Source organism: Nonomuraea sp. NPDC005650 (assembly GCF_040605375.1).
Lineage (GTDB): Bacteria > Actinomycetota > Actinomycetes > Streptosporangiales > Streptosporangiaceae > Nonomuraea.
On record NZ_JBEXCR010000009.1, the window covers coordinates 119,388 to 143,760 of the forward strand.

Genomic DNA, 24,373 nt, shown 5'->3' on the forward strand with positions numbered 1-24,373 from the left:
GCGGGTTGGGTGCGGTGGTCCTGAGGCGGTGGTGCGGAGGCGGTGGCCAGAGTGGTTTGGAGGTGGGGTTAGCTGGGGGGTTGGCGGAGGGGGCGGAAGAAGGTGGTCAGCTCCTGGTGCATCAGCGCAGGCTCCTCCAGGGCCAGGAAATGGCCGCCGCGGCCGGGTTCGTTCCAGTGGCGGAGGTCGGTGCAGGCGCGTTCGGCGATCGAGCGGGGGATGCCGGACAAGGAGGGTTCGTGGCTGAGTGTGACGGCCGTCGGCACCGTGATGCGCGGGCGAGGGGTGTTGTGCTCCCAGTCGTAGTACTGCCTGAACGACGTGCCGATCGAGCCGGTCGCCCAGTACAGCGTCAGGATCGTGAGCAGGGTGTCGCGGTCGAAGCGGGACTCCAGGTCGCCGTGGCAGTCGCTCCAATCCCGATATTTGTCGACTATCCAGGCGGCGAGTCCGGCCGGTGAGTCGATCAGGGCGGCGGCGATGGTGTCGGGCCGCGTCCCCATGATGGCGCTGTAGCCGCCGTCCAGCTCGTCGTACGCCTCCTCGGCCACCACGAACGCCTGCTCGTCCGCCGACATCGGCGGGTCGTCGAACGACGCGGGGAACGGGGGATGGATCAGGTGGATGCCGGCCACCTCCTCCGGGTGAAGCGCGGCCAGCCATTGGACGGCCGCGCCGCCGATGTCGCCGCCGAAGGCCGCGTACCGGTCGTACCCCAGGGTGTCGGTCATCAGCGTGTGCAGCATGCGCGCCATCGCGGCCCGCGTGAGCGGCTCCGGCGGCAGGTCGGAGTAGAGGAACCCCGGCATGGACGGGATGACGACGTCGAACGCGTCGGCCGGGTCGCCGCCGTGGCGGGCGGGGTCGGCGAGGCGGGACGCCAGGGGGAGCATCTCCAGGAAGCTGCTCGGCCATCCGTGGCAGAGGAGAACGGGCATGGGCGCGGGACCGACTCCGGCGATCCGGACGAAATGCAGGCCCCGCTCGCGGTAGTGCGGCAGCGCGTTGAGCTCGGCCTCCCGGGCGCGGTAATCGAACCCATCCGCCCAGTACGTCACCAGCTCCCGCAGGTACGTGGGGTCGGCCCCGGCCTGCCACGCCTTCGCCCCGGTCCGCCCGGTGAACCTGGTCGCGCGCAGCCGGGCTCGAAGGTCGTCCAGCACGTCGCCGGGCACCTCGATACGGAAGGTGGAAGGGGTCACGTATTGCCTCCGACAGGCCGATTTCAGGCGAGGGCGGGTTCGTGGACGATGCCGTCGCCGATCTCCAGGACCCGGTCGGCCAGCGTGATCAGGCTGGGGTCGTGGGTGGCGACGAGCGCCGTGACCCCCTCGCTCCGTACGAGTGCCCGCAGCAGCTCCATGATCTGCCGCCCGGTCTGCGAGTCCAGCTGCCCCGTGGGTTCGTCGGTCACCAGCAGCCGGGGCCGGTTCGCCAGCGACCTGGCGATGGCCACCCGCTGCCGCTGCCCCCCGGACAGCTCGTACGGCCGCTGGTTCGCGTGCTGCTCCAACCCCACCAGGGCCAGCAGCAGGCGTACGCGAGCCTCCCGCTCCTCCACCGGCGTCCGCAGCAGCCGCATCGGGACCCCCACGTTCTCCGCCGCGGACAGCACCGGGATCAGCCCGAACGACTGGAACACGAACCCCACCACGTCGCGGCGCAGCGCCAGCAAGTCGTCCTCGGACATGGCGGTGACCTCGTGCCCGGCGACGACCACCCGTCCGGCGTCCGGTTTGTCCAGGCCGCCGATCTGGTTGAGCAGGGTCGTCTTCCCGGACCCGGACCGCCCGCGGACCGCGACGAGCTCTCCCGGGAACACCGAGAACGACACGTCCCGCAGCGCCACGACCTCCTTGGGCCCGGTCCGGTAGACCTTGCGCAGCCCTTCCACCACGACCAGGGGCGAATCAGTCATCAGAGGGCTCCTCCCGGGCGGGCCACACGCCGATGTGGTCGGATTCGAGCTCGAGGCGCACCCGCCGCTCCATCTCGAGCGCGTTCATGAAGTCGCGCGGGAGCTGCAGCCGCCCGACCCGGTCCAGCACGGCGTACTCCTCGGCGACGATCTGCCCCTCGGCGCCCTCGCGCCGCAGCGTCTCGCTGCTGGTACGCCCGTCGCGAATGCCCACCGTACGGTCCACCTGCTCCGACACCAGCGGGTCGTGCGTCACGACGACCACCGTCACCCCCAGCTCCCTGTTGACCTTCCGCAGCGCGTCGAACACCTGCTCCGACGTCTCACTGTCCAGCTCGCCGGTGGGTTCGTCGGCGAGGATGAGCTGCGGGGAGTTGGCGAGCGCGACGGCGATGGCCACCCGTTGCTGCTCGCCGCCCGACATTTCGGGAATCTTGCGATCTGCGCGGTCGCCGACCCCCAGCAGTTCCAGCAGCTCCAGCGCGTGACCCCCGCGGCGACCGGCCAGCTTCATCGGCAGCTCGACGTTCTCCCGGGCGGAGAGGTACGGCAGCAGGTTCCGCGCCGTCTGCTGCCAGATGAAGCCCACCACGGACCGCCGGTACCGCAGCCGGTCGCGGGCGTTCATCGACAGCAGATCCATCCCCGCCACCCTGGCCACCCCGGCCGTCGGCACGTCCAGCCCGGACAGCACGTTGAGCAGCGTCGACTTCCCCGACCCCGAGGCGCCCACGATGGCCACCAGCTCGCCCTTGTCGATCACCAGGTCGAGGCCCTGCAGCGCGACGACCTCGACGCCCTCGGTCTTGTAGATGCGTACGAGGTTGTCGCACACGATGTGCGCGTCGCCGCCGAACGCGGCCTTCTCCCGCGTGGCCCTGGCTTCCAGCTCGGACAGGGTCGGGTTCATGCGAGATCCCCTACTCGAAGGACGGCGCCGAGGTTGCGGCGGCGGCTGATGGCGGTGTGCGCGTACGCCCCGAGCACGGCCACGGCGGTGAGGCCGCCCGCCAGCAGGACGGGCACGAACAGGTCGAGCGAGTAGTCGCCGACCGGCAGGTCGCCGGCGTACGACGACAGGTCCACGCCGGCCCCGAGCGCGAACGGCAGGCCGAGGCCCAGGCCGAGCCCGACCAGGGCGGTGACGAGGATCATGGGCAGGATCTCCAGGACGGTCAGCCGTTCCGCCTGCCGGTCCGACAGCCCGAGCGTGCGCAGGAACGACACCGCGCTGGCACGTTCGGCGGCGCCGATCACCAGCGCCAGCACGACGGCGACCAGGGCGTACGCCCCGAGCGCCACCGTCACCACGACCAGCGTCGAGCGCACGGTGCTGGTGAGCGGGTCGTCCTGGATGGCGCTCAGCGCGCCCTCCTGCGACTCCACGGTCGCGGACGGGACCAGCCGCGCCAGCACGTCAGGGGACACGTCGCCCTTGATCAGCAGGGTGTTCGGGGCGGGCCGGGTCAGGATGCCCAGCGGCACGATCATGAATTTCCCCTGGGTGTAGAAGCCGGGCATCGAGTCGACCACGCCCCGCGTGGCGAGCTTCGACCGCGCCTGCCACCCGATCTCCAACGTCCCCCGCCCCCGCAACTCCGTGGAGACCAGCGCGCCGTCGGACAGCGCGGGCACGCTGATCGGGGCGCCGTCCAGGATCCGGTTCCACTGCGTCAGGTCCACCGCGAGCGCCTCGGCCCGCTCCGCGCCGTACCCGACCTGCACCCGCCCGGCCTGCGCGATCACCACCTGCTCGACCCCGGCCGTCGCCCGCACCCGGTCGATCGCGTCGGCGGGGATCTCGATGTTCGACGTGATCTTGATCGGCGCGCCCACCTGCTGCCAGGACGCCAGCCGCTGCGTGTCCGCGATCCCGCCCGAGATCACCGCGGCGAACACCGACACGCCCAGCGCGGGCAGCAGGATCAGCACGGGCAGCACACTGGCGGAGCGCGCCCGGGCCGCCCTGGTCAGCCCCAGGAACGGCACGGCCGCCCGCCCGCGCGCGGCCAGCCGTACGAACAGCCGCAAGGGGTACGGGTAGCAGCGCAAGGTGATCAACGCCGCCGCCACCGTCAGCGCGACGGGCACCACGAGCAGGAACGGATCCTGCGAGGCGCCACGGGCCCGCAGCAGGTACGCCCCGACCAGCGCGAGCACCACCACCGTCACCTCCAGCGTGATCCGCCGGGCCGAAGGCCGGGTGGCGGCCACGTCGCCGCGGCGCTCGTGCAGCGGCGTCCGGTGGACCAGGGCCAGCCGCCCCCCGGCGAACCCGACGGCCGCCACGACCACGACCAGGGGCCCAAGGTGCACGATCGGCAGCACGGGACCCGGCACCAGGAACGACAGTCCGTACCCGGCCAGCGCGGCGGGCGCCACCGCGACGCCGGTCAGCAGCGCCCCGGCCCCGGCCACCTGCCGCAGGGACCCGCCCCGCGCCCGCGCCAGGGACAGCGGGTGATCGAGGCGGTCGCTCAGCAGCAGCACGACGAGTGCGATCACGCCGACCGCCACGGCCAGCAGCCCGCCGAGCACCAGGTACATCACGGTCTGCGCGGTGGCCACGGCGGCCAGGAAGTCGTCGAACAGCTTGGAGAGCCCGGTGTCCAGACGGTACGTGCTGCTCGTCGACTGGAGCGCGACCACCCGCTCGAACTCGGCGATCGCCGCCTGGAGGTCGGGCGCGGCCAGCGCGCTCGCGCCACGGGCGTCGATCGGCAGGACCCAGTGGTAGGACAGGTTGCGCCCCTCGCCGCTGAGCGCGGTCAGCCCCTCGTCGGAGATCAGCGTCGTGACGTGCTTCTCTAGCTCGTCGCTGCCCGGCGTCTGCGCCTTGACGACCTGCAGGAGGTCGACGTTGTGGGACCAGTAGCGGTCACGGGGGTCCTTGGCCTTGAAGGCGCCGACGATCTTCAGGGCGGCGTAGTCGTTCTCGCCGACCATCTTCGTCTCGCCCACCTTGTAACCCAGCTCGGGCAGGGCGTCCGCGACGAGCCCCACCTCGAAGACCGGGATCGTCGCGCCCTCGTACCGCATGGTCGAGGGACTGCCGGGCGCGCGGCCCTCGACCCAGTCCACGCGCCGGTCCGCGTCGGAGAGCCAGCCCAGGTTCATGTGGGTATGGCCGCGGGTCCCGGTCACGGGTGTGTTGATGGTCTTGGCGCTCATGTGGCCCGCGCCGACCGCCATCGGGCGCAGCGCCGTCGGCAGGATCTTGCGCCAGCGGCGGTCGCGGGCGTCGAACTGGCCGCGTTCGTGCAGGTCCTCCTCGGACGAGCGCGACTCCACGGACACCGTCAGGTCGGCCTGCACCGCGGGGGCGGCGACCAGCGAGCGGCGCAGCGCCTCGTCGAACGACGCCTGCATCGCCCTGGGCAGCCCCGCGACCAGCAGGCAGGCGCTCAGCGCCAGCACGAAGAGCACGGCCATCGTGCCCAGGTGCGCGCGAGCGAGCAGGGCGATCCTCACCGTTCCTCCACGAGTTGCCCGTTTTGCCCGCGCAGGCGGCGGGCCAGCCCGGCCACGATGGCGAGCAGCACCGCGGCCACCAGCGCCAGCATCGCCGCGGTGGCCGCCCACGGGATGTCGAGCACAACCCCGGGGGTGACGGCCGCGGCCTGCCCGGTCAGCACGATGTGCGGCACGACCAGCACGCCGACGACCATGGCGAGCGCGGTGCCCGCGACGAGCGACAGCCCGATGACGAACGCCTGCTCGACCGCCAGCACGCCGAACACCTGCCTGGAGCTCACCCCGAGCGCCCGCAGGATCGCGAACTCGCCCATGCGCTCTCGCGCCGAGACGGTCGCGTTCACCAGGAATCCGAGCGCCGCGAACACCAGCGCCGCCGCGAACCCGAGCATCAGCGCCCCCTGCAGCCCGCTGGCCAGGGGGTCGTCCCGCAGCTCGGCCGCCAGCCTGCGCTGGTCCAGCGCCGTCACGTCCCACTCGGGCCGGGCCTGGAGCGCCTTCACCGCGGGCGCGGTGTCGCCGGCCGCGAGCCACCATTCGGTGGCGGGCCTGGGCAGCTGCGCCGCGGCCAGCTCGTACGTCTGCAGCGTCCCCCAGTCGGCGAGCACGGCCTTCTGCCCCGCCGGGGTGGTCGGCATGCTGTCCACGATGCCCACCACCTGGACCTGGAGCACCTTGCGGTCGATGCTGGCCGGCCCGACCTGCCCGGCGGCCAGCTTGAGCGAGGCGGCCAGGTCGGCGGTGAGCACCACCGGCAGCGGTCCGGGCTTCGGCAGCGGCGCGAGGCCGGCGACCATGGGCCGCGTCACCTTCATGGACACCGGAGGCGTCGCGACCTCGCGGCCGTCGGCGCTGAGACCGGTCAGGGTCAGGTTCGCGGGGGCCTGGGGGGCGCCCGTGACGAGGCCGCGCAGCGACAGCGGGTACGTGATCTTCCCGGTACGCCCGGCCAGCGCCCGGAGGTCGACGTCGATCCGGTTCTCGCCCTTCCGCAGCACGCCGAGCGACACGTCACGCCACACGCCGAGCGCGTCGGAGAGCACCAGCCGCAGCGGCAGGTCGCCGTCCGCCTCCGCCCGCAGCGTGAGCGCCGACGGCTGCCCCGGAAGATCCAGCTTGCCCGCCTGGTCGCCCGCCAGCGCCCGGGACATCTCCGCGACCGGCTGCGCGGACAGGTCCGCGCGCAGGTGGAACAGTTCGCCGAGCCTGCCCGCGTCCAGGCCCAGCAGCAGCGCGCTCTCGCCGCTCACCTCGGTCTGCCCGCGAAAGCCCGGCGAGTACGCCGTGACCCCGGGCAGCGCGGTGAACGCGGTCCCGCGCCCGAGCGCGCCCAGCTCCGGCCCGTCGGGCGGGCCGGACAGCCGCAGGTCGGCCCCGGCCTGGTGGCGGGCCTGGTCGAGCTGCGAGGCCCGCCAGGTGGACGCGGTGGCCATGGACACGATGCCGATCGCGATGGCCATGGTCAGCAGCAGCGCCGGGCCCGCGTACTTGAGCGGCCGCCTGCTCACCTGCCAGGCCCCCAGGGCGGGGGCGAGCGCCGGCCGCCGGGAGGTCACCCGCTCGGCCAGCTTCGACACGCGCGGCACCAGCCGCAGCCCGAGCATGCCGCCCGTGAGCAGGGCCAGGGCCGGCCCGGAGATGATCAATGGGTCGATGCCGAGCCCGCCCGCGGCCGTCGCGGTCACGGGCGCGCCGTAGCGCTGGAGCTGCCAGATCGCCAGCCCGGCCACGACCAGCAGCGCCAGGTCGGCGCCGGCCCGCTCGATCAGCCCGCGCCCGCCGCCGCGCCCGCGCGCCGCCTGCTCCTCCACGTACGTGCGCCGCGCGCCCGCCAGCGCCGGCAGCACCAGCAGCACGGCCGCGGCCAGGGCCACCCCGAACGACACGAGGAACGTGCCCAGATCGGCCGAAGGCGCCAGCCGTACCCCGGAGGCCCTGATCCAGGGCAGCAGGTTGACCAGCGCGAGCAGCGGCGGGCCCAGGAACGGCGCGACCACCGCGCAAGGCACCGCCACCAGCAGCGCTTCGCCGCCCGCCAGCGCGGCCAGCCGCACCGTGCCCGCGCCGCGCGAGCGCAGCAGCGCCACCTCCATGCGGCGGTGGTCGGCGAGCAGGCGGGCGGTGAGCATCAGCGCGTACGCGGCCAGCAACAGCAGCTGCAGCACCGGGATCAGCATCGTGGAGCGCGCGACCAGGGACGCGGTGTCGAGCTGGGTCAGGATCTCGGGCAGGCGGCTGGTGGCCACGCAACTGCCGCAGCCGTCCGCCTTCAACCGCGCGCCCAGCTGGTCGATCGCCCCGGCCAGCGGGCGCAGCTGGGCGGGCGTGAGCGCGCGCAGGTCGGGCTCGGCGGACCAGGTGGCGTTCACGTTCGTGGCGAAACGGGCGATGAACGTCTCGCGCGGCACCATCAGCGGCCCGTACGTGCTGAACTCGCCGCGCTCCATACCCCGGCTGAGCAGTTGCTCGCCCGCCCACCGCTCGCCGAACGGGTCGTTGAGCTGGAACACGCCCGTGATGCGGACCGTGACCGGGCGCGGGTCGAGGCGGCCCTTCGTGGTGAACTCCTGCCCCGCCTTGAACCCGGTCGCCGAGGCCGCCGACAGCGAGATCGCGGCCTCCACCCGGTCTCCGCCGGCGCGCGGCCAGGAGCCGGAGACGAGCCTGGCGTGCCGGTCGAGGCCGTCGTAACCGCCGAACCTGAGCAGCTCGGGCCGGTCCTGGGCGTCCTGGCCCGGCATGACGTAGGAGTCGGAGCGGAAGCTGGTGGTGACGGTGGGCGGCCGCGCGTAGGCCCTGGCGAACTCGGCGCGTACCGACCGGTCGAACGCCAAGAACGTCTCGCCTGTCACGGGGGCGCTGACGGTGGCGGCGGTCTGGCGGTAGGAGGCCGTCTCCATCGTCCGGCGGACACCGGCGTCCGCGATGGAGGAGGCGTACATGGTCAGCGCGACCAGCGTGGTCGTGGCCAGAAGGATCGAGCCGAAGGCGGCCAGGAGAAGCAGCGGCTCGCTGAGCGCCCTTTTGACGACCAACGGCCCCCGCATGTGTCCCCCTTCGCCCGTTTTAGTGCACCTTCGGGCAGGTATGGACGCGGGGGCAAGGTGATCTCAGGAACGGTGACGCACCCGATACGGCCGCGTGATATCGAAACTGTGACAAAAGGATTCGAAAATGAGAACGCCGCACCCCCTTGAGGGAGTGCGGCGCTTCCTGTGCCAGGCGGTTTACTTGGCGACCAGCGCCGCGGACTGCTTGGCGATCGCGGACTTGCGGTTGGCGGCCTGGTTCTTGTGGATGACGCCCTTGCTGACGGCCTTGTCGAGCTGGCGGGCGGCGGCCCGCTGCAGCACGGCGGCCTTCTCGGTGTCGCCCTGCTCGGCGGCCTCGCGGAACTTGCGGACGGCCGTCTTCAGAGAGGACTTGACCGCCTTGTTGCGCAGGCGGGCCTTCTCGTTCTGCTTGTTGCGCTTGATCTGGGACTTGATGTTCGCCACGAAGAAGCCTCGGTGAAAGTCTTGGTGATGGATGGGGCGCGCGGGCTCGAGAGAGGGCGCGCCACACGCAGTTGAACAGGATACCAATAACCCAGGTGGGCTCTCAAATCAACGCGTACTTGAGCATCGGCGTTTCCGATGCTCGGCGCTGGAAAGCCCCAGTTCAGCCGATCATCCAGCGGGTGGCGTACTCGTGCCAGTCCTCCTCCGTGGCGGCGAAGTCCACGTAGAGGGCCAGGCCGAAGCGGTCGCGCCGGCCGTGCTCCGACAGCGCGAGCCGGGCGCCCTCGGCGGCCATGGCGACGCTCTCGGCGTTGTCCAGCCAGGGTACTCCGTGGTCGTGGTAGGCCGGGGCGCCGATGTAGAGGGCCTTGGCGGCGGGCACCAGGTCCAGGGCCAGCTCGGCCTGGCGGGCCACGTAGCCGCCATAGAGGGACTGCAGGGGGGTGAAGGAGTCGTACGTCATGACGGCGACCTGGTCCACGCGGTCCACGACCTGCTTGAAGTAGCCCTGGGACCAGTACTTGTCATGGGACAGCAAGGCCCTGGCGGTCAGGCGCAGGCCCGGGTATGGCTCGATCTGCGGGGTGGAGGTGGACAGCAGGCTCGTGTACCGGCGGGTGCGCTCCAGCAGGTCGAGGAACTCGGTGTCGTCGTCGCCGATCGGCTCGAAGTTGTAGTGGATGCCGTCGTAGCCCTGCTTCATGATGGCGGCGACCCCGGTCAGGACGTTCTCGCGGGACTTGGGGTCGTCGAGGTCGAGGCCGTTCTTGACGGCCTGGCCGAGCCAGGCGGAGATGCGGACCGTGGGGAGGTGCTCCCGCATCCATTTCACGAAATTTCCGGCGTTGGGGTATTTGCTGGGACTTAGGGTGCCGTCCCAGTTGAACGGGCCCGAGTGGACGTACACGTCCTTGACGCCCGTGGCGCGCAGCCGTACCGCCAACTGCTCGACGTCGCGCTCCGTACGGCGGCCGTCCACCCACGCGTGGCCCAGCCAGAGCGCGTCGTTCCCCGTGCTCTTCGCCCAGGCCGCCGGTACACCGGTAAACTGGAGCCGGAGCGCGGCGGCGAGGAGGCCGACCAGCGCGAGCACGATGGCCAAGGCAAGCGTGAGCAGGCGCAGGCCGCGGCGGATGACGGTTCGGGCATTCACCCGGGCATGTCACCATGAAAGACTGCTCGACCTCAACCCTGTCGAAACGGACTTCGGTGCGCACTCAGCCTGGCCAGACCGACCCCGCGTTGATCCGCAACTTCTGCATCATCGCGCACATCGACCATGGCAAGTCAACCCTTGCCGACCGGATGCTGCAGATCACCGGCGTGGTCGACGATCGTTCCATGCGTGCCCAATACCTCGACAGGATGGACATCGAGCGCGAACGGGGCATCACGATCAAGTCGCAGGCCGTGCGGCTGCCGTGGGACGGCCACGTGCTCAACATGATCGACACGCCCGGCCACGTCGACTTCACCTATGAGGTGTCCAGGTCGCTGCAGGCGTGCGAGGGCGCGATCCTGCTGGTCGACGCGGCCCAGGGCATCGAGGCGCAGACGCTGGCCAACCTCTACCTGGCCATGAACGCCGACCTGCACATCATCCCCGTCCTCAACAAGATCGACCTGCCGGCGGCGCAGCCGGAGAAGTTCGCCGAGGAGCTGGCGGGGCTGATCGGCTGCGACCCGTCCGACGTGCTCCGGGTCTCGGGCAAGACCGGCGAGGGCGTGCGCGAGCTGCTCGACCACGTGGTCCGGGAGATCCCCGCCCCCGTGGGCCAGGCCGACGCGGCGGCCCGGGCGCTGATCTTCGACTCCGTCTACGACACCTACCGCGGCGTCGTCACGTACGTGCGCGTCGTGGACGGCCACCTGGGCAAGCGCGAGCGCATCCTCATGATGTCCACCGCCGCCACCCACGAGACGCTCGAGATCGGCGTCATCTCGCCCGAGCCCAAGGTCTCCGAGCTGGGGCTGGGCGTCGGCGAGGTGGGCTACCTGATCACCGGCGTCAAGGACGTCCGTCAGTCGCGCGTGGGTGACACGGTCACCACGGCGGCCAAGTCGGCCCAGCAGATGCTGGCGGGCTACGAGCATCCGAAGCCGATGGTGTTCTCGGGCCTCTATCCGATCGACGGCGACGAATACCCCGAGCTGCGCGAGGCCCTCGACAAGCTGCAGCTCAACGACGCGGCGCTGGTCTACGAGCCGGAGACGTCGGCGGCGCTCGGGTTCGGGTTCCGGGTCGGGTTCCTGGGGCTGCTGCACATGGAGATCGTGCGGGAGCGGCTGGAGCGTGAGTTCGGCCTGTCGCTGATCTCCACTGCGCCCAACGTGGTCTACCGCGTGGTCATGGAGGACGGCAAGGAGCTCACCGTCACCAACCCGTCGGAGTTCCCCACGGGCGGGAAGATCGCGCAGGTCTTCGAGCCGGTCACCAAGTCGACGATCCTGGCGCCGTCCGAGTTCATCGGGGCGATCATGGAGATCTGCCAGGGGCGGCGCGGCCAGCTCCTCGGCATGGACTACCTGTCGGAGGACCGCGTCGAGATCCGCTACACGCTGCCGCTGGGCGAGATCATCTTCGACTTCTTCGACCAGCTCAAGTCGCGCACCCGCGGCTACGCCTCGCTCGACTACGAGCCGGCGGGCGAGCAGGAGGCCGACCTGGTCAAGGTGGACATCCTGCTGCAGGGCGAGGCGGTCGACGCGTTCAGCGCCATCGTTCACAAGGACAAGGCCTACACCTACGGCGTCGACATGGCGAAGAAGCTGCGCGAGCTGATCCCCAGGCAGCAGTTCGAGGTGCCGATCCAGGCCGCCATCGGGGCCCGGGTCATCGCCCGCGAGAACATCCGCGCCATCCGCAAGGACGTCCTGGCCAAGTGCTACGGCGGTGACATCTCCCGCAAGCGGAAGCTGCTGGAGAAGCAGAAGGAAGGCAAGAAGCGGATGAAGATGGTCGGGCGCGTGGAGGTCCCCCAGGAGGCCTTCGTCGCCGCGCTGTCCACGGAGTCGTCCACCGACAAGAAGAAGTAGCGCTTTCGGGGTTGCGACTACCCTGAAAGCATGGAAGTGGTGCAAACCGCGCGCATGGTCCTTTCTCGGGTCACGCTCGACGATCTGACCGCTGTCCATGAGCTTCACTCCGACCCCCTGACCAACGTGTACAACCCCGGCGGCCCCTCGGTCGACCTGGTGTCCAGCCGCGCCATGCTGGACCTGTGGCTCGCCGACTGGGCCGAGCGCGGCATCGGCTACTGGGCCGCGCGGGCGATCGGCGGGCTGGAGGTGCTCGGGTTCGGGGGGCTGCGCCGGGCGATCGTCGGCGGGGACGAGGTGCTGAACCTCTACTACCGGTTCCGGCCGTCCGCCTGGGGCCACGGGTACGCGGGCGAGCTCGTGGAGGCGGCGCTGCTGGTCGGCAAGCGGCTCGGGACGGTCGTCGCGGTCATCCAGCCCGGCAACCTGGCGTCGCTGAAGGTGGCGGAGCGGGCGGGCATGCGCAAGGACCGGACGATCCCGTACGGGGGCGTCCCGAGCATCGTGTACGTGGCCTGAGGCCCTACTCGCGGCTGCGGACCACGTATCCCACCAGCACCAGGGCACTCACGGCGGCCTGAGCAGCCAGGAATCCGCCCAGCGGGCCAGGCGGGGACAGCAGCGCGGCCACGGCGGGCAGGCATCCGAGCACGGCCAGGTCCACCCCGGTGAACGCCCAGCGCAGCGGCCCGGTCGGGATCGCGCCGCCCGGGGTGTCGATGATCGGCATGGAGTGGTCGACCGGACTCCTCCTGGCCATCCGCAGCGCGGCGGCGGCCAGCGCGGGGGCCATCAGCGGCCCGAACAGCCAGGCTCCCGGCAGCGCGCCGCTCACGCTCAGACCGGCCAGCGCCAGGGTCGCCCACGCGCCGCTCAGCAACATGGGCAGCATCGCGCGGGCCGCGAGCGCGTGACGGCGTCTTATGCCGATCAGCCGGGACAGGGCGGGATTGTCGCTGTCCCTGCGCGCCCCCGACACGCTCACCACCGCCACGGCCAGCGAACCCGCCAGCACCGCCGCCCCGAGCGTCACCGGAGCACCGCCCGCCTGCGCCAGCACGGCAGGCAACGCCGACATCGCGAACATGACAGCCAGCCGCCCTGGCCTGCGGCCCACCCGGCGCCAGTCGTGCCACGCCAGCGCGAAGGGCGCGGGCAGCGACGGCCACGGCCGCGAGCGGAGCTTCCTGGCCCGCCAGTGGTTGTCCTCCGCTATCCAGGTGAGCGCGTCGGGGTCGAGGCCGACGGCCGCGTTCGCGACGTGACCCGCCCGGGTCGAGGCCGTGACGAGCGTACGGGTGGGGATCCGGTCGAGTGACGCCCACGCCTGGCGTACCAGCAGGGCGGAGAGCGCCGTCGCCGCGGCGGCGGCGACGGCCACCGCGGGCAGGGGAGCGCTCGCGGCGACGGCGAGCACCGTACGCAACTGGCCGCTGACGGTCACGACGGCCACCACCAGCAGCGCGACCATCGCGGACGTGAGCCAGACCTGCCACGACTGGGACGCCTGGCCCAGCACCGCCAGCGCCATCCCGCCCGCGGTCGCCGAGACGCCCAGCGCCAGCGCGCCGAGCAGGCGCCACACGAGCTGGTCGGGCGCGCCCAGCACGGCGATCAGCCCCAGCCCGAGCAGCAGCCCGGCCGCGACCGCCACCACGGCCAGCACCCGAGCGGTGCGTCCGAGCAGGTGGCGGCGGTTCAGGGGCGAGGGCAGCAGCCAGGAGGCGTCGGCGGCCGGCAACATCACGGGTCCGGCGGCGCGGGCCGCGGCCAGGAACCCGGCCAGCGCCAAGGCGAGCAGGGCCGTGCCGGCGCTCATGCGGGCGGGGCCGGCCGCTCCGGCCAGCCCCTGGAACAGGGTGGAGAGCGGCTGGCCGAGCACGGCGGCGAGCATCGCCAGCCCGAACCCGGCGACGTACCGATCGAGCAGGCCGGCGCGGGTCCGGCCGCGCGATCGGAGATACCCCCGCACCGCCCGTACACTGCCCACGGTCCCGCTCATGCGCTCACCTCCGACCGCGAGACCCGGCGGAGGCGCGCCCGCCCCCTGTCCCAGGCCTCGTCCATGCGCGCCCTTCCGACGGGCAGGCGCCCGGCGGTGAAGCCTGGCGGGGGTGCACCGGCTCCACTCATGCGTCCACCCCCGACGGCGAGATCTGGCGGGCGTGGGTGGCCAGGCCGGGGTCGTGCGTGGCCATGACCACGGTGCCCCCTTCGTCCGCGTACTCGTCGAGCAGGTCGGCCAGCCGGGTGCGGAAGCCGGCGTCCAGGCCGCGCTCCGGCTCGTCGAGTAGTAGCAACGTGCTCGGCCTGAGCAGCGCGGAGGCCAGGGAGAGGCGCTGGCGCTGCCCGGTGGACAGGTTCAGCGGGGACGCGTCGCCCCGCTCCACCAGTGCGAACACCTCCAGCGCCGCCTCGACCGTCATCCGGGCCTCGGCGTGGACGGCTCCCATGAGCTCCAGGTGCTCGCGGGCGGTGAGCCCCGGATACCAGGCGGGCTCGTCGCCGAGCATAGCCACCCGGCGCCAGAAGGCGGCGTCGTCGGCCGGCGCCTCCCCGAACACCCTGACCTGGCCGGACGTCGCGGGCTGGAGCCCGGCGAGGCAGCGCAGGAGGGTCGACTTGCCGCTCCCGTTCGGGCCGACGACCGCCACGATCTCGCCCGGTGCCACGGTCAGCTCCATGTCCCGGAGCACGGGGTTGCCGCCGAGTTCGACCGTGAGTGCGTGAACGTTGATGATCGAGTCGTACACGGTTCGAGCCTAGCCAGTCGAGTGGCCGGATGATCGCGACGGTTTTCTGTCGGTGCCATCGCCTACCTTCTATTCCGAACACCAGTGCGACTGGAGGGTGACGTGATTGCTTCTGAGCGATTCGAGCGTGCCGCCGTGTTGGGGGTCGCTGTGGCTGAGGAGACTCGCCGGCTGCTGAGGCTCCACCTGGTTTCGGAGGAGGAGGGAGGCGACGGCAAGGTGCTCGTCGATGTGCCCTATCCCGACGCGGTCGTGGTGGCGGCGCTGCTCGACGTGGCGGCGGAGTGTTTCGGCGAACGGGGTGACTCCGTCGAGGAGACCAGGCAGGCGGCGCTGGAGACGTTGTTACAGCTGGCCGGGTTCGACAGCGAGTCCCAGCTCAGGCAGCCCTGATCGCCGGCTCACTGTGGGCGTGCCACTCCGTGCCGGAAGGCGTAGGAGACCGCCTGGGCGCGGTCGCGCAGTCCCGCCTTGGCGAAGAGGTTGTTGATGTGGGTCTTGACGGTGGCCTCCGAGATGTAGAGGCGGGTGGCGATCTCGGTGTTCGAGAGGCCGTCGGCGATGAGAGCCAGCACCTCGCCCTCGCGCGGGGTCAGTCCGGCGGGGAGCCCGTCACGCACGGTTCCAGGAGGAGGGGTGTTTCCGGTTGTGGCCTGGGTCTGCCTCGTGGGCGCCGACATGGTGTCCAGGAGGCGGCGTTGGACGGTGGGGTCGAGTTGGGCGTCGCCGCGCTGCACCGTGGCGACGGCCCTGGCGATGTCGTCGGCGTCCGCGTCCTTGGTGAGGAAGCCGCGCGCGCCCGCTCTCAGCGCGGCGAAGACGGACTCGTCGTCCGAGTACGTGGTGAGCACCACGACCTGCGTGTCCGGAAACTCGGCGCGGATGCGGCCGGTGGCCTCCACGCCGTCCATGCGGGGCATGCGCAGGTCCATGAGCACCACGTCCGGCCGCTGCTCCCCGACCAGCCGCAGCGCCGCCTCGCCGTCGCCGGCCGAGCCGACCACCTCGATGTCCGGCAGCAGCCCGAGCAGCAGCACCAGGCCCTCACGCACCACGGCCTGGTCGTCCACCACGATGACCCTGGTCATCCGGGCGCCTCCGCTCATGCCGGCACCTTCAGGTGCACCTGGAAGCCGCCGCCGTGTTCGCCCGCCGACAGCGTCCCGCCGATCAGCTCGGCGCGTTCGCGCATGCCCACGAGGCCGTAGCCGCCCCCGGGCGAGCCCTTCTCGGCGGAGGCCGGATTGGTGATGCGCAGATCGCACCACAGCCGGTCAAACTCGAGCTCCACCGTGGCCGGGCTGCCGGGGGCGTGGCGGCGTACGTTCGTGAGGGCTTCCTGGGCGGTGCGGACCAGGGCGAGCTCCGTCTCCGGCGACAGGCGGTGCTCGTGGCCGGAGACGCGCAGCGTGCAGACCTGGTGGGTGGTGCTCTCGAAGTCCTCCGCCAGCGTGCGCAGGGCCACGGGGAGCGGGGGCGGGTCCTCGCGCAGCGCCTGCACCGCGCGCCTGGCCTCGTCGAGCCCCGACTTGGCCAGGTCGCGGGCCCGGGTGACCCGGTCGAGCGCTTCGGCCGTGCGCTCGGCGCGAAGCAGCAGCTTGGCGCCCTCCAGGTGGACGAGCTGGGCCGAGAGGGAGTGGGCGAGGATGTCGTGGATCTCCCTGGCGATCCTGGCCCGCTCCGCGAGCACGGCCTCCCGCGCCTCGGCGGCTCTGGTGGCCCTGCGCTGTTTGGCCGCATATGAGACCAGGAAGATCAGGCAGGTGCTGAGGATGAGAGGGAGGTCCTGGGCGGGGTTGCCGGCGATCTCACCTGCCACGACCAGGCCCCCGACGGCCAGCAGGCCGATGGGCAGCGCCTGGCGCAGGGGGAAGCGGGTCACGGCCAGACTGACGCAGACGAGCAGAGCCCCGATCGCGGCACCGCCGTCGGTCAGGGTGCCGAGGGCGATGGAGAGCACCACGGCCAGGGCGAGCGCGATCAACGCGACAGGCACCCCAAAGACCTGAACGGACCGCGCAGCCCCCAGCACCGTCCGGCCACCGCCCGACTCCTCCGAGGCACTGCCCGACGCCGCTCGGCCACTGCCCGACACTGCCAGGCCGCCACCTGATACCGCTTGGCCGCCGTGCGGCACTGCCTGGCCACTGTCCGGCACCGTCGGGCCATTACCCGGTATCGGTGGTTGCGGCTGTGTTGGGCCGGATGGCGCCGACCGATGAGGTGAGTTGGCCGGTGCCGACGGCTGCGTCAGCGGGCTGCCTGCCCGCTGGGCCTCCCGCTCGACTTCCGGCTGGCTCAGCATTCGGGCCTGGGGCTGGGCCTCGGGCTGGGGCCCGCTTCGGGCCTCCAGTTGGGTCTCGTGCCGGGCATCCGGCTGGACCTCGCGTGGGGTCTCGTGCCGGGCATCTGGCTGGATCTCGTGCTGGGCACCTGGTTGGACCTTGCGTGGGGTTTCGCGCCGGGCCTCACGCTGGGCCTCGTGACGGGCGCGTCGGTCGCGTAGTGACAGGAACAGGGTGGTGAGCAGGGTGAGGCCCAGGCCGGCGGTCAGGAGGGTGACCGCCAGCGGGGTGCCGGTCAGGCCTGGCGCGGGGGTTGCTCCCATCTGGGCCACGATCAGCAGCACGATCGCCCCGAGCTGCAACGCGAGGGCGATTCCGTACGGCGCACGCATCACCCCACGACGGTATCCGGTCGCCTGACCGTGCTCGAAAGCGCACGTCCCCTGCGGGCGGCGACGTAGGACTGGGCGCCGATGGTGAGGCCGACGAACAGCAGGACTCCGCTGGTGGAGAGTTCGAGACCGAGGGCGGCTCCGGCGAAGTACAGGCCGACGCGGACGGCGACCGAGACCAGCCACACCAGCATGGTCCAGCCCGTGGCCCTCGACCAGGAGACGCCGGAGTCGTCCAGCCACACCCGTACGGTCGTCGCGCGCCACACGCCCAGCGCGACGGCGATGACGGCCTCCACCAGGGCCAGGCAGAGGCTGAGTACGAGGTGCCGGGAGTCGACGACCCCGCCTGAGGCGATGCCGATGACGATCATGGCGGCGGCGGTGTAGAGGATGCCTCGCCTTTCCGTGGGGCGGGTCTGCATCTGGCGATAGACGACGAACACCACGGCGAGGGGGATGAGGAAGGAGATCAGTATGGGTTCCACGGGTTTGACCGTAGGGATCGGCGGGGCGTACCGGATCGGCCCGAGGGTTGAGTGGGCGGATCTCCACCCTGGGGTGGAGATCGAGGTGGGCGGCCCCGCGACTGCCCGCCGCCGTCCGGTGGTGCGGCGGTCCGGTGGTGCGGTGGTGTGGTGCGGTGGTGCGGTGGTCCGGTGCGCGGCGGTCCGCCGTGTGGCAGTCCGCCATGCGACGGTCCGGAGTGTGATCGTCCGCCGTGTGGCCGTCCGCCGTGTGGCCGTCCGCCGTGTGGCCGTCCGCCGTGTGGCCGTCCGCCGTGTGGCCGTCCAGCGTGTGGCCGTCCAGCGTGTGGCCGTCTGGCGTGTGGCTGTCCAGGCGGGTGGTGAGTGGTGGTGGGTTGGCGGATGGGGTTGGAGGTGGGGCCGGGGTGGGGGTGTGCCCGGCCCCTTGGGTCAGTGGAGGATCGAGTACAGGGCTGAGGTGAGGGAGGCGCGGGCGTCGTCCTGGTCGATGGACCACATCATCGAGCCGCCCAAGCCCTTGAGCCGGATGTACGCCGCCTTCTGCACCAGCACCGCCGGATCGTCGTACGACCAGAACTCGTTCCCGTCGTACAGCCACACAGCCCCGGTGCGCAGGTCCCGGTAGCGCTTGCCGGGCTTGGTGATCAGGTCCTTGTAGTCCTCCGTCCCGGGCCCCCACTTTCCGGCGGCGGGTCCGGTGGCGGGCTTGTAGAGGCCGTCGCCGCCGCCGGTGACGCCGGTCCAGCCCTGGCCGTACGCGGGGACGCCGACCACGAGCTTGCGGCCGGGCGCTCCGCGGGACAGGTAGTCGCGTACGGTCTGGTCCACGCTGTAGCGGACGGGGTTCGGGTCGCGCCGATCGGTGAAGAGGTTGCCGTTGTGCCCGGTCTGCGCCTCCCACGTCCCGTGCAGGTCGTACCCCTGGACGGTGGCGAAGTCGAGGGCCTTGAACACCCGCCGCACCTCGAACCCGGCGTCGATCTTGGCCGCCGCGGCCGGGAGGAAGGCCGAGAGTTGCGCGCCCGAGGAGAAGGCGGACAGCTGCGCCCGCAGTTCCTCGGCGAACAGCGTGAAGTTCCGCCGGTCCTCCGGCCGGATGACGTTGCCCTCGGCGCCGGACGAGCCCGGCCACTCCCAGTCCAGGTCGATCCCGTCGAACACGCCGGCTCCCGCTCCCGCGGGGAGGTCCGGCAGGTTGCCGCGCAGCCACAGGTCGATGCACGAGCGGGCCAGCGCGGAGCGGGACTCGGGGGTGAGGACCGCGTCGGAGAAGTATTTGGACCCGGTCCAGCCGCCCAGCGAGATCAGCACCTTGAGCCCCGGGTGCTTGGCCTTGAGCTTGCGTAGTTGGTTGAGGTTGCCGTTCAGGGCCTGGCCGGGCGCGTCGGCCACGCCGTCCACGCTCTGTTCGGCGGGTACGGGCCGCTGCCAGTCCGCCCACGGGTCGGCCGAGTAGCAGGCGCCCTCGGCGTTCACGAACCCGAACGCGTAGTTCAGGTGCGTGAGCTTGGCCGCGGCACCCGTGGTGTCCACGTCCTTGACGTGGTAATTGCGCCCGTAGACGCCCCACTGGATGAAGTACGCGACCCGCTTGAAGCCGGTGCGGGCCTCGGCGGGCGCGGAGATGGCCGTGCAGCCGAGTAAGAGCGAGAGTGCGAGGAGGATCGTCTTCTTCACGGGGCGACTCCCGGGGGAACTCTATCTTATAAGAAACTTTCCTATAAGTTAGAGCGACGACCCGCCGTCGTCAACGATCCGCGCCACCTCCTCGGGGCTCGACAGCACCGCCCACGCGTACGCCGGGTTCGAGAACAGGTCGAGGATCAGGTCCGCCAGGTCCTGCCTGGTCGTGGCGGCCAGCAGCAGGGCCATGACGTGCGCGGCCGGCGGCCGCAGGAACGCGTTGGTCCAGTCGGTGACCGGCGCCGCCGCCTCCCACATCCGCTCCGCCGTGGCGCGGCCGAAGGCGGCGTCGTACGGGCCGCCCGCCGCGATGGCGTCGGCCGCGATCCAGGCGCAGGCCGAGCCCAGGTTCGCGCCCTGGCCGGTCAGCGGGTCGTTGGTGATCCAGGCGTCCCCGACGGCCAGCGCGATCCGCCCGCTGGGCAGCTCGGCCACCGCCTCGCGGACGACCGGTGTGATCGCGCCCTGCAGCAGGTCGTCCTCGCCAAGCAGCTCGAAGTCCTCGCCCATCCGCTCGGCCAGCCGCGGGGCGTGCTCGGCGAGCAGCCCGGCCAGCTCGCCGGCGACCTCGGCCGCGGGCAGGCGGGAGATCGGCTCCAGCGGCCCGCCGGGGACCGCCTCGACCAGCACGCTGGAGACCACGCCGTGCCTGGTCATGATCGGCATGCGGAAGATCTCCCCGCAGCCGGGGGAGATGTTGTAGCTGAACATGGGGCCGAGGTCGAGACCGCCGTACAACCCGGCCGTCAGGACGCGCTGCGGCCGGTCGAACGGCGAGCGCGCTGGGTCGCGCGGGAACAGCTCCGCCACCGAGCGCCGCCCGGCCGTCACCACCATCAGCTCGTGCTCCCGGGACCAGCGGTCCACCTGCGCCGCGTCCGGGGTCGCGCCGGTGACCACGACCTCGCCGCCCCGGCCGGTGAGATCGTCCAGGTACGCGGGCAGCAGCAGCCGGAAGTCGACCGCGTGGAACGGCTCGGAGACCCTGGCCAGGAACTCCAGCGGCGGATCCCCCTTGATCGAGAGCCCGGCGGATGCCATCAGGCAGCCGGGATCCCGGTAGTGCTCGCTGCCCAGCTCCCGCTCCCGCGCCTGGGTGTGCCCCATCCTGCCCACCGTGCTGGGCAGCCGTCCCGAGCGCATGGAGCCGGCGTCGTGCTCGCTGTAGAGCGTGGCCTCGACGCCGAGTTGCTGCAGGCGCAGGGCGAGGGTCAGCCCCGAGATCCCCGCGCCCACGATGCCGATGCTTGCCATATAAACCCCTTCGGGCCGGTATGGCGACAGTGAACCTCTCGGGGATTGCGGTTCGATAGCACCCCCGTGCACCCGGCAAACTGAAGGGGTGCCATCCACCCTGCCTGACGGCGACCCCGTGCCCACCTCGGGCGAGCTGCCCGACAGCGCCCTGAGGGGCCTCGGCGAGCGTCCGTTCGGCTTCTACGTGCACGTGCCGTTCTGCGTGACCCGCTGCGGCTACTGCGACTTCAACACCTACACCGCCGCCGAGCTGGGCCCCGGCGCCTCGCACCGGGACTACGCGGACACGGTCGTCGAGGAGATCCGCCTCGCGCGCCGCGTCCTGGGCCCGGCCGAGCTGCCGGTGGAGACGGTGTTCTTCGGCGGTGGTACGCCCACGCTGCTTCCGCCGGAAGACCTGGCCAGGATCCTGGCCGCGATCGACTCGGAGTTCGGGCTGAGGCCGGGGGCCGAGGTGACCACGGAGGCCAACCCCGAGTCCGTCGACCCGGCCTACCTCGACAAGCTCCGCCAGGGCGGCTTCAACCGGGTCAGCTTCGGCATGCAGAGCGCACGCGAGCACGTGCTCCAGGTGCTCGACCGCCGCCACACCCCCGGCAGGGCGGCGGCGGCCGTCGAGGAGGCGAGGCGGGCGGGGTTCGAGCACGTCAACCTCGACCTCATCTACAGCACGCCCGGCGAGTCCGACGACGACTGGCGGGCCTCGCTGACCGCCGCGATCGAGGCCCGGCCCGACCACGTGTCGGCGTACTCGCTGATCGTCGAGGACGGCACCCGGCTGGCGGCCAGGATCAGGCGCGGCGAGCTGCCCATGCCCGACGACGACGTGGCCGCCGACCGCTACAAGATCGCCGACGAGCTGCTGTCGCAGGCCGGGTTCGACTGGTACGAGGTGTCCAACTGGGCCACCTCCGAGCAGGCCCGCTGCCGCCACAATCTGCTCTACTGGACCGGCGGCGACTGGTGGGCCGCCGGCCCCGGCGCCCACAGTCACGTCGGCGGCACCCGCTGGTGGAACGTCAAACATCCGGCCGCCTACGCCCAGCGGCTGGCCGCCGGCACCTCACCCGCCCACGCGCGCGAGGTGCTCGGCGACGACGACCGGGCGGCCGAGCGGCTCATGCTGGAGCTGCGGCTGTCGTCCGGCTACCCGCTGGCCGAGGTGGCTCCGGACGCGCGCCCGGCCGTGGCGAGCGCCCTGGCGCGCGGCCTGCTGGAGCCCGGGTCGTTCAGGTCGGGCCTCATGGTGCTCACGCTCCAGGGGCGGCTGCTGGCCGACGCCCTGATCAGGGATCTGCTGGTCTAGGTGATCAGGCGGACGGCGAACGGGTAGCGGTACGGCTCGCCCTTGTTGGTGGCTATGGCGGCCTGGATGTGGAAGATCAGGGACAGGATCCAGACGACCGGCAGCAGGAGCACGCCGATGAAGACGATCACCAGGATGCCCGAGATCACATACCCGATGAACATCGTGATCTGGAAGTTGAGCGCCTCCGCCGCCTGGTCCCTGACGTAGGGGGACTCGTCCTTCTTCATCAGGTAGATGATCAGCGGGCCGACCCAGGAGACCAGCAGGCCGAGCAGGTGGGCGAGCATCGCCATGGTGGTGTCGTCGGTGCCGGGGCGGGGGCCGAACCTGCCGGGGACGTACGGCTCGCCCGGAGGGACGCCGTACCCGTAGCCGGGCTGCTGCTGCGGCGCGGGGCCGTAACCGGGCTGGCCGTAACCAGGTTGCCCATAGCCGGGTTGGCCGTAGCCGGGTTGCCCATAGCCGGGTTGGCCGTAGCCGGGCTGGGATCCTGGCTGCTGCCCGTACCCCGGCTGGGACCACTGCTGCTGACCGTAACCGGGCTCGGAGCCGGGCTGCTGCCCGTATCCCGGCTGCTGGGGGCCGGAGCCCTGGCCGGGCGGGATGCTCGACGGGGGGACGAAGCGGGTGGCGTCGTCGTCGGGCGCCGGTTGCGGCGGGTCCTGGCTCATGGTGCCTCCGTAACGAAGTCGATCAGTTCTTCGACCCGGCCGAGCAGTTCGGGCTCCAGGTCTGTGTACGTGGAGACGGCGCCGAGAATCCGCCGCCACGCCTCCGCGGGCTCCATCCGCCAGCCCAGGGCCGCGATGACGCCCTCTTTCCACGGCACCCCGCGCGGCACCGAGGGCCAGGCGGGGATGCGCAGCACGGACGGCTTGACCGCCTGCCAGATGTCGATGTACGGATGCCCCACGACGAGCACGTCCGGCGAGGTGATCTCGGCGGCGATCCTGCTCTCCTTGGAGCCGGGCACGAGGTGGTCCACCAGCACCCCCAGCCGGCGCCCCGGCTCGGGGCCGAACTCCGCCACGATGTCAGGCAGATGGTCCACGCCCTCCAGATATTCGACCACGACCCCCTCGACCCGCAGGTCATGGCCCCAGATCTTCTCCACCAGGGCGGCGTCGTGCACGCCCTCCACATAGATGCGACTCTCCCGGGCGACTCTCGCCCGCAACCCCTCCACGGCGATCGAGCCCGACGCGCTGCGCCTGGGCCCGGCGGGGGCCGCCGTCGGGCGTACCAGCGTCACGGGCCTGCCCTCCAGCAGGAACGCGGCGGGCGCGAGCGGGAACAGCCGGCGCTTGCCGAACCGGTCTTCGAGCGTGACGGCCTCCTTGTCACAGGCCACCACCGCGCCGCAGAAGCCGCTGTCCGCGTCCTCCACGACGAGGTCCGTCTCGGCCGGCACCTTCGGGATCTTGCCCTTGCCCGGCCGCCGCCAATTCCCCGCCAGCACATCGCCCTCGTACACACGGGGACCGTAGCAAATCACCCGCTGACCGCAAGGCGCTTGCGCGCGCCGCTGCGGCGGACCAGGACGACGACGGTGCCGACGATGGCGACGAGCAGCCCCGCCCCGGGGATCAGGAGGAGCGCCAGCACCCCGCCGGCGATGCCGCCCGCGGCCGAGGTCAGCTCGCGGCCCACGCCGTAGCGGACGTCGGCCTGCTCCTGGGTGGTGCAGGACAGCTGGTAGTCGCCCTTGGTGGGCGCGTTGATCACGAGGATCTGCTCCCAGGTGACGGATCCGGAGGTGACCGTCTGCGTGCCCGTCGACCTGGCGAGCCTGGCGCCGTTCGAGATCTGGCACTCGTAGTGGACGGCGGTGTCGCTGGAGAGGTAGACGGCGGGCTTGTTCGCCGGGTCGATCGGCACCGTCACGCTTTCGCCGGACGCGAACGTCCTGCTGGGGGCGATGTTGCTCACGCTGCTCACGATGCCGGTGGTGAACAGGACGACGCCCACGATCGTGCAGACCACGGCGATGCCCCAGACGAGCCCGATCCACCAAAGTCGCGGTTTGATGGCTTTCGAGTCGATTCGTGCGGGGAATTGGGGTTGTTGGCCGTACTGTCCGTACTGAGGAGGTGGGCCGTATTGGGGCGGAGGCCCGTACTGCGGCGGCGGACCGTACTGCGGCGGTTGCCCATAGCCGGGCGGAGGACCGTAGCCGGGCTGGGACCCGGGCTGAGGGCCGTAGCCAGGCTGCGAGCCGGGCGCAGGCCCGTGACCCGGCCCATAACCCGGCGCGTTACCGGGCCCGTTACCCGGC

General features: G+C 71.7%; 22 protein-coding genes. 5 read left to right on the top strand and 17 right to left on the bottom strand.

Features of this window, described 5'->3' with window-relative positions; translation table 11 throughout:
* Nucleotides 1-68: 68 nt before the first annotated feature.
* The 7 genes from ABZS69_RS17360 to ABZS69_RS17390 form a co-directional block, all read right to left on the bottom strand.
* Complete coding sequence (locus tag ABZS69_RS17360; protein WP_355372823.1) at nt 69-1,202, bottom strand: epoxide hydrolase family protein; 1,134 nt, start codon at nt 1,200-1,202, stop codon at nt 69-71.
* 23 nt (nt 1,203-1,225) lie between these two features.
* Nucleotides 1,226-1,918, bottom strand: coding sequence for an ABC transporter ATP-binding protein (locus ABZS69_RS17365; protein WP_355372826.1), 693 nt, complete (start codon nt 1,916-1,918; stop codon nt 1,226-1,228).
* On the bottom strand, nt 1,911-2,828 hold the full coding sequence (locus tag ABZS69_RS17370) for an ABC transporter ATP-binding protein (protein WP_355372829.1): 918 nt from the start codon (nt 2,826-2,828) through the stop codon (nt 1,911-1,913). Before ABZS69_RS17370 ends, ABZS69_RS17365 begins: the two co-directional genes overlap by 8 nt.
* Entirely contained in the window at nt 2,825-5,389 is a 2,565-nt protein-coding gene (locus ABZS69_RS17375; protein ID WP_355372832.1) for an FtsX-like permease family protein, read from the bottom strand. The genes ABZS69_RS17370 and ABZS69_RS17375 overlap by 4 nt, the downstream gene beginning before the upstream one ends.
* Nucleotides 5,386-8,439 (bottom strand): ABC transporter permease, encoded by a 3,054-nt coding sequence (locus ABZS69_RS17380; RefSeq protein WP_355372834.1) that lies wholly within the window; start codon nt 8,437-8,439, stop codon nt 5,386-5,388. Before ABZS69_RS17380 ends, ABZS69_RS17375 begins: the two co-directional genes overlap by 4 nt.
* A 180-nt stretch (nt 8,440-8,619) precedes the next feature.
* The gene (rpsT, locus tag ABZS69_RS17385; protein ID WP_355372837.1) at nt 8,620-8,889 is read right to left on the bottom strand and encodes a 30S ribosomal protein S20; all 270 of its coding nucleotides are present in this window, start codon (nt 8,887-8,889) and stop codon (nt 8,620-8,622) included.
* Nucleotides 8,890-9,052: 163 nt separating this feature from the next.
* Entirely contained in the window at nt 9,053-10,045 is a 993-nt protein-coding gene (locus ABZS69_RS17390) for a glycosyl hydrolase family 18 protein (RefSeq protein ID WP_355372839.1), read from the bottom strand.
* A 56-nt stretch (nt 10,046-10,101) separates the two neighbouring features.
* On the opposite strand from ABZS69_RS17390, the gene lepA reads away from it, so the two are divergent.
* A complete protein-coding gene (lepA, locus tag ABZS69_RS17395; protein WP_355372842.1) occupies nt 10,102-11,928 on the top strand; it encodes a translation elongation factor 4 in 1,827 nt (608 codons plus the stop codon).
* Nucleotides 11,929-11,958: 30 nt separating this feature from the next.
* On the top strand, nt 11,959-12,450 hold the full coding sequence (locus ABZS69_RS17400) for a GNAT family N-acetyltransferase (protein ID WP_355372845.1): 492 nt from the start codon (nt 11,959-11,961) through the stop codon (nt 12,448-12,450).
* A gap of 4 nt (nt 12,451-12,454) precedes the next feature.
* Here the strand turns inward: ABZS69_RS17400 and ABZS69_RS17405 are convergent, their stop codons facing one another.
* Together ABZS69_RS17405 and ccmA are read right to left on the bottom strand one after the other, a co-directional pair.
* Nucleotides 12,455-13,933, bottom strand: coding sequence for a DUF6297 family protein (locus ABZS69_RS17405; RefSeq protein WP_355372847.1), 1,479 nt, complete (start codon nt 13,931-13,933; stop codon nt 12,455-12,457).
* Nucleotides 13,934-14,060: 127 nt separating this feature from the next.
* Complete coding sequence (ccmA, locus tag ABZS69_RS17410; protein WP_355372850.1) at nt 14,061-14,684, bottom strand: heme ABC exporter ATP-binding protein CcmA; 624 nt, start codon at nt 14,682-14,684, stop codon at nt 14,061-14,063.
* Between the two features lie 150 nt (nt 14,685-14,834).
* Here ccmA and ABZS69_RS17415 point away from each other — a divergent pair, with 150 nt between their 5' ends.
* Nucleotides 14,835-15,077 carry a hypothetical protein gene (locus ABZS69_RS17415; RefSeq protein WP_355372852.1) on the top strand — a complete coding sequence of 81 codons (243 nt, stop codon included), beginning with the start codon at nt 14,835-14,837 and terminating at the stop codon, nt 15,075-15,077.
* An 8-nt stretch (nt 15,078-15,085) separates the two neighbouring features.
* On the opposite strand, the gene ABZS69_RS17420 is transcribed toward ABZS69_RS17415, so the two are convergent.
* Nucleotides 15,086-15,790 carry a response regulator transcription factor gene (locus ABZS69_RS17420; protein ID WP_355372855.1) on the bottom strand — a complete coding sequence of 235 codons (705 nt, stop codon included), beginning with the start codon at nt 15,788-15,790 and terminating at the stop codon, nt 15,086-15,088.
* Nucleotides 15,787-16,680, bottom strand: a complete 894-nt coding sequence (locus tag ABZS69_RS17425; RefSeq protein ID WP_355372857.1) for a histidine kinase — start codon at nt 16,678-16,680, stop codon at nt 15,787-15,789. The genes ABZS69_RS17420 and ABZS69_RS17425 overlap by 4 nt, the downstream gene beginning before the upstream one ends.
* 366 nt (nt 16,681-17,046) lie before the next feature.
* Between ABZS69_RS17425 and ABZS69_RS17430 the strand changes: the two genes are divergently transcribed.
* Nucleotides 17,047-17,190, top strand: coding sequence for a hypothetical protein (locus tag ABZS69_RS17430; protein WP_355372860.1), 144 nt, complete (start codon nt 17,047-17,049; stop codon nt 17,188-17,190).
* 170 nt (nt 17,191-17,360) lie between these two features.
* Here the strand turns inward: ABZS69_RS17430 and ABZS69_RS17435 are convergent, their stop codons facing one another.
* The 3 genes from ABZS69_RS17435 to ABZS69_RS17445 all read right to left on the bottom strand — a co-directional run bounded on the left by ABZS69_RS17435 (nt 17,361) and on the right by ABZS69_RS17445 (nt 20,786).
* A complete protein-coding gene (locus ABZS69_RS17435) occupies nt 17,361-17,849 on the bottom strand; it encodes a hypothetical protein (protein ID WP_355372863.1) in 489 nt (162 codons plus the stop codon).
* A gap of 429 nt (nt 17,850-18,278) precedes the next feature.
* Nucleotides 18,279-19,526 (bottom strand): glycoside hydrolase family 18 protein, encoded by a 1,248-nt coding sequence (locus ABZS69_RS17440; RefSeq protein ID WP_355372866.1) that lies wholly within the window; start codon nt 19,524-19,526, stop codon nt 18,279-18,281.
* A gap of 48 nt (nt 19,527-19,574) precedes the next feature.
* Nucleotides 19,575-20,786, bottom strand: coding sequence for a styrene monooxygenase/indole monooxygenase family protein (locus tag ABZS69_RS17445; RefSeq protein WP_355372868.1), 1,212 nt, complete (start codon nt 20,784-20,786; stop codon nt 19,575-19,577).
* Between the two features lie 88 nt (nt 20,787-20,874).
* On the opposite strand from ABZS69_RS17445, the gene hemW reads away from it, so the two are divergent.
* Nucleotides 20,875-22,095 (top strand): radical SAM family heme chaperone HemW, encoded by a 1,221-nt coding sequence (gene hemW, locus ABZS69_RS17450; RefSeq protein ID WP_355372871.1) that lies wholly within the window; start codon nt 20,875-20,877, stop codon nt 22,093-22,095.
* Here the strand turns inward: hemW and ABZS69_RS17455 are convergent.
* The 3 genes from ABZS69_RS17455 to ABZS69_RS17465 are packed head-to-tail and all read right to left on the bottom strand — an operon-like array spanning nt 22,092 to nt 24,081.
* Entirely contained in the window at nt 22,092-22,769 is a 678-nt protein-coding gene (locus tag ABZS69_RS17455) for a DUF4870 domain-containing protein (protein WP_355372874.1), read from the bottom strand. The genes hemW and ABZS69_RS17455 overlap by 4 nt on opposite strands.
* The gene (locus ABZS69_RS17460) at nt 22,766-23,572 is read right to left on the bottom strand and encodes a DUF3097 domain-containing protein (protein WP_355372876.1); all 807 of its coding nucleotides are present in this window, start codon (nt 23,570-23,572) and stop codon (nt 22,766-22,768) included. The genes ABZS69_RS17455 and ABZS69_RS17460 overlap by 4 nt, the downstream gene beginning before the upstream one ends.
* A gap of 17 nt (nt 23,573-23,589) precedes the next feature.
* Nucleotides 23,590-24,081, bottom strand: a complete 492-nt coding sequence (locus ABZS69_RS17465) for a hypothetical protein (RefSeq protein ID WP_355372878.1) — start codon at nt 24,079-24,081, stop codon at nt 23,590-23,592.
* Nucleotides 24,082-24,373: the final 292 nt, after the last annotated feature.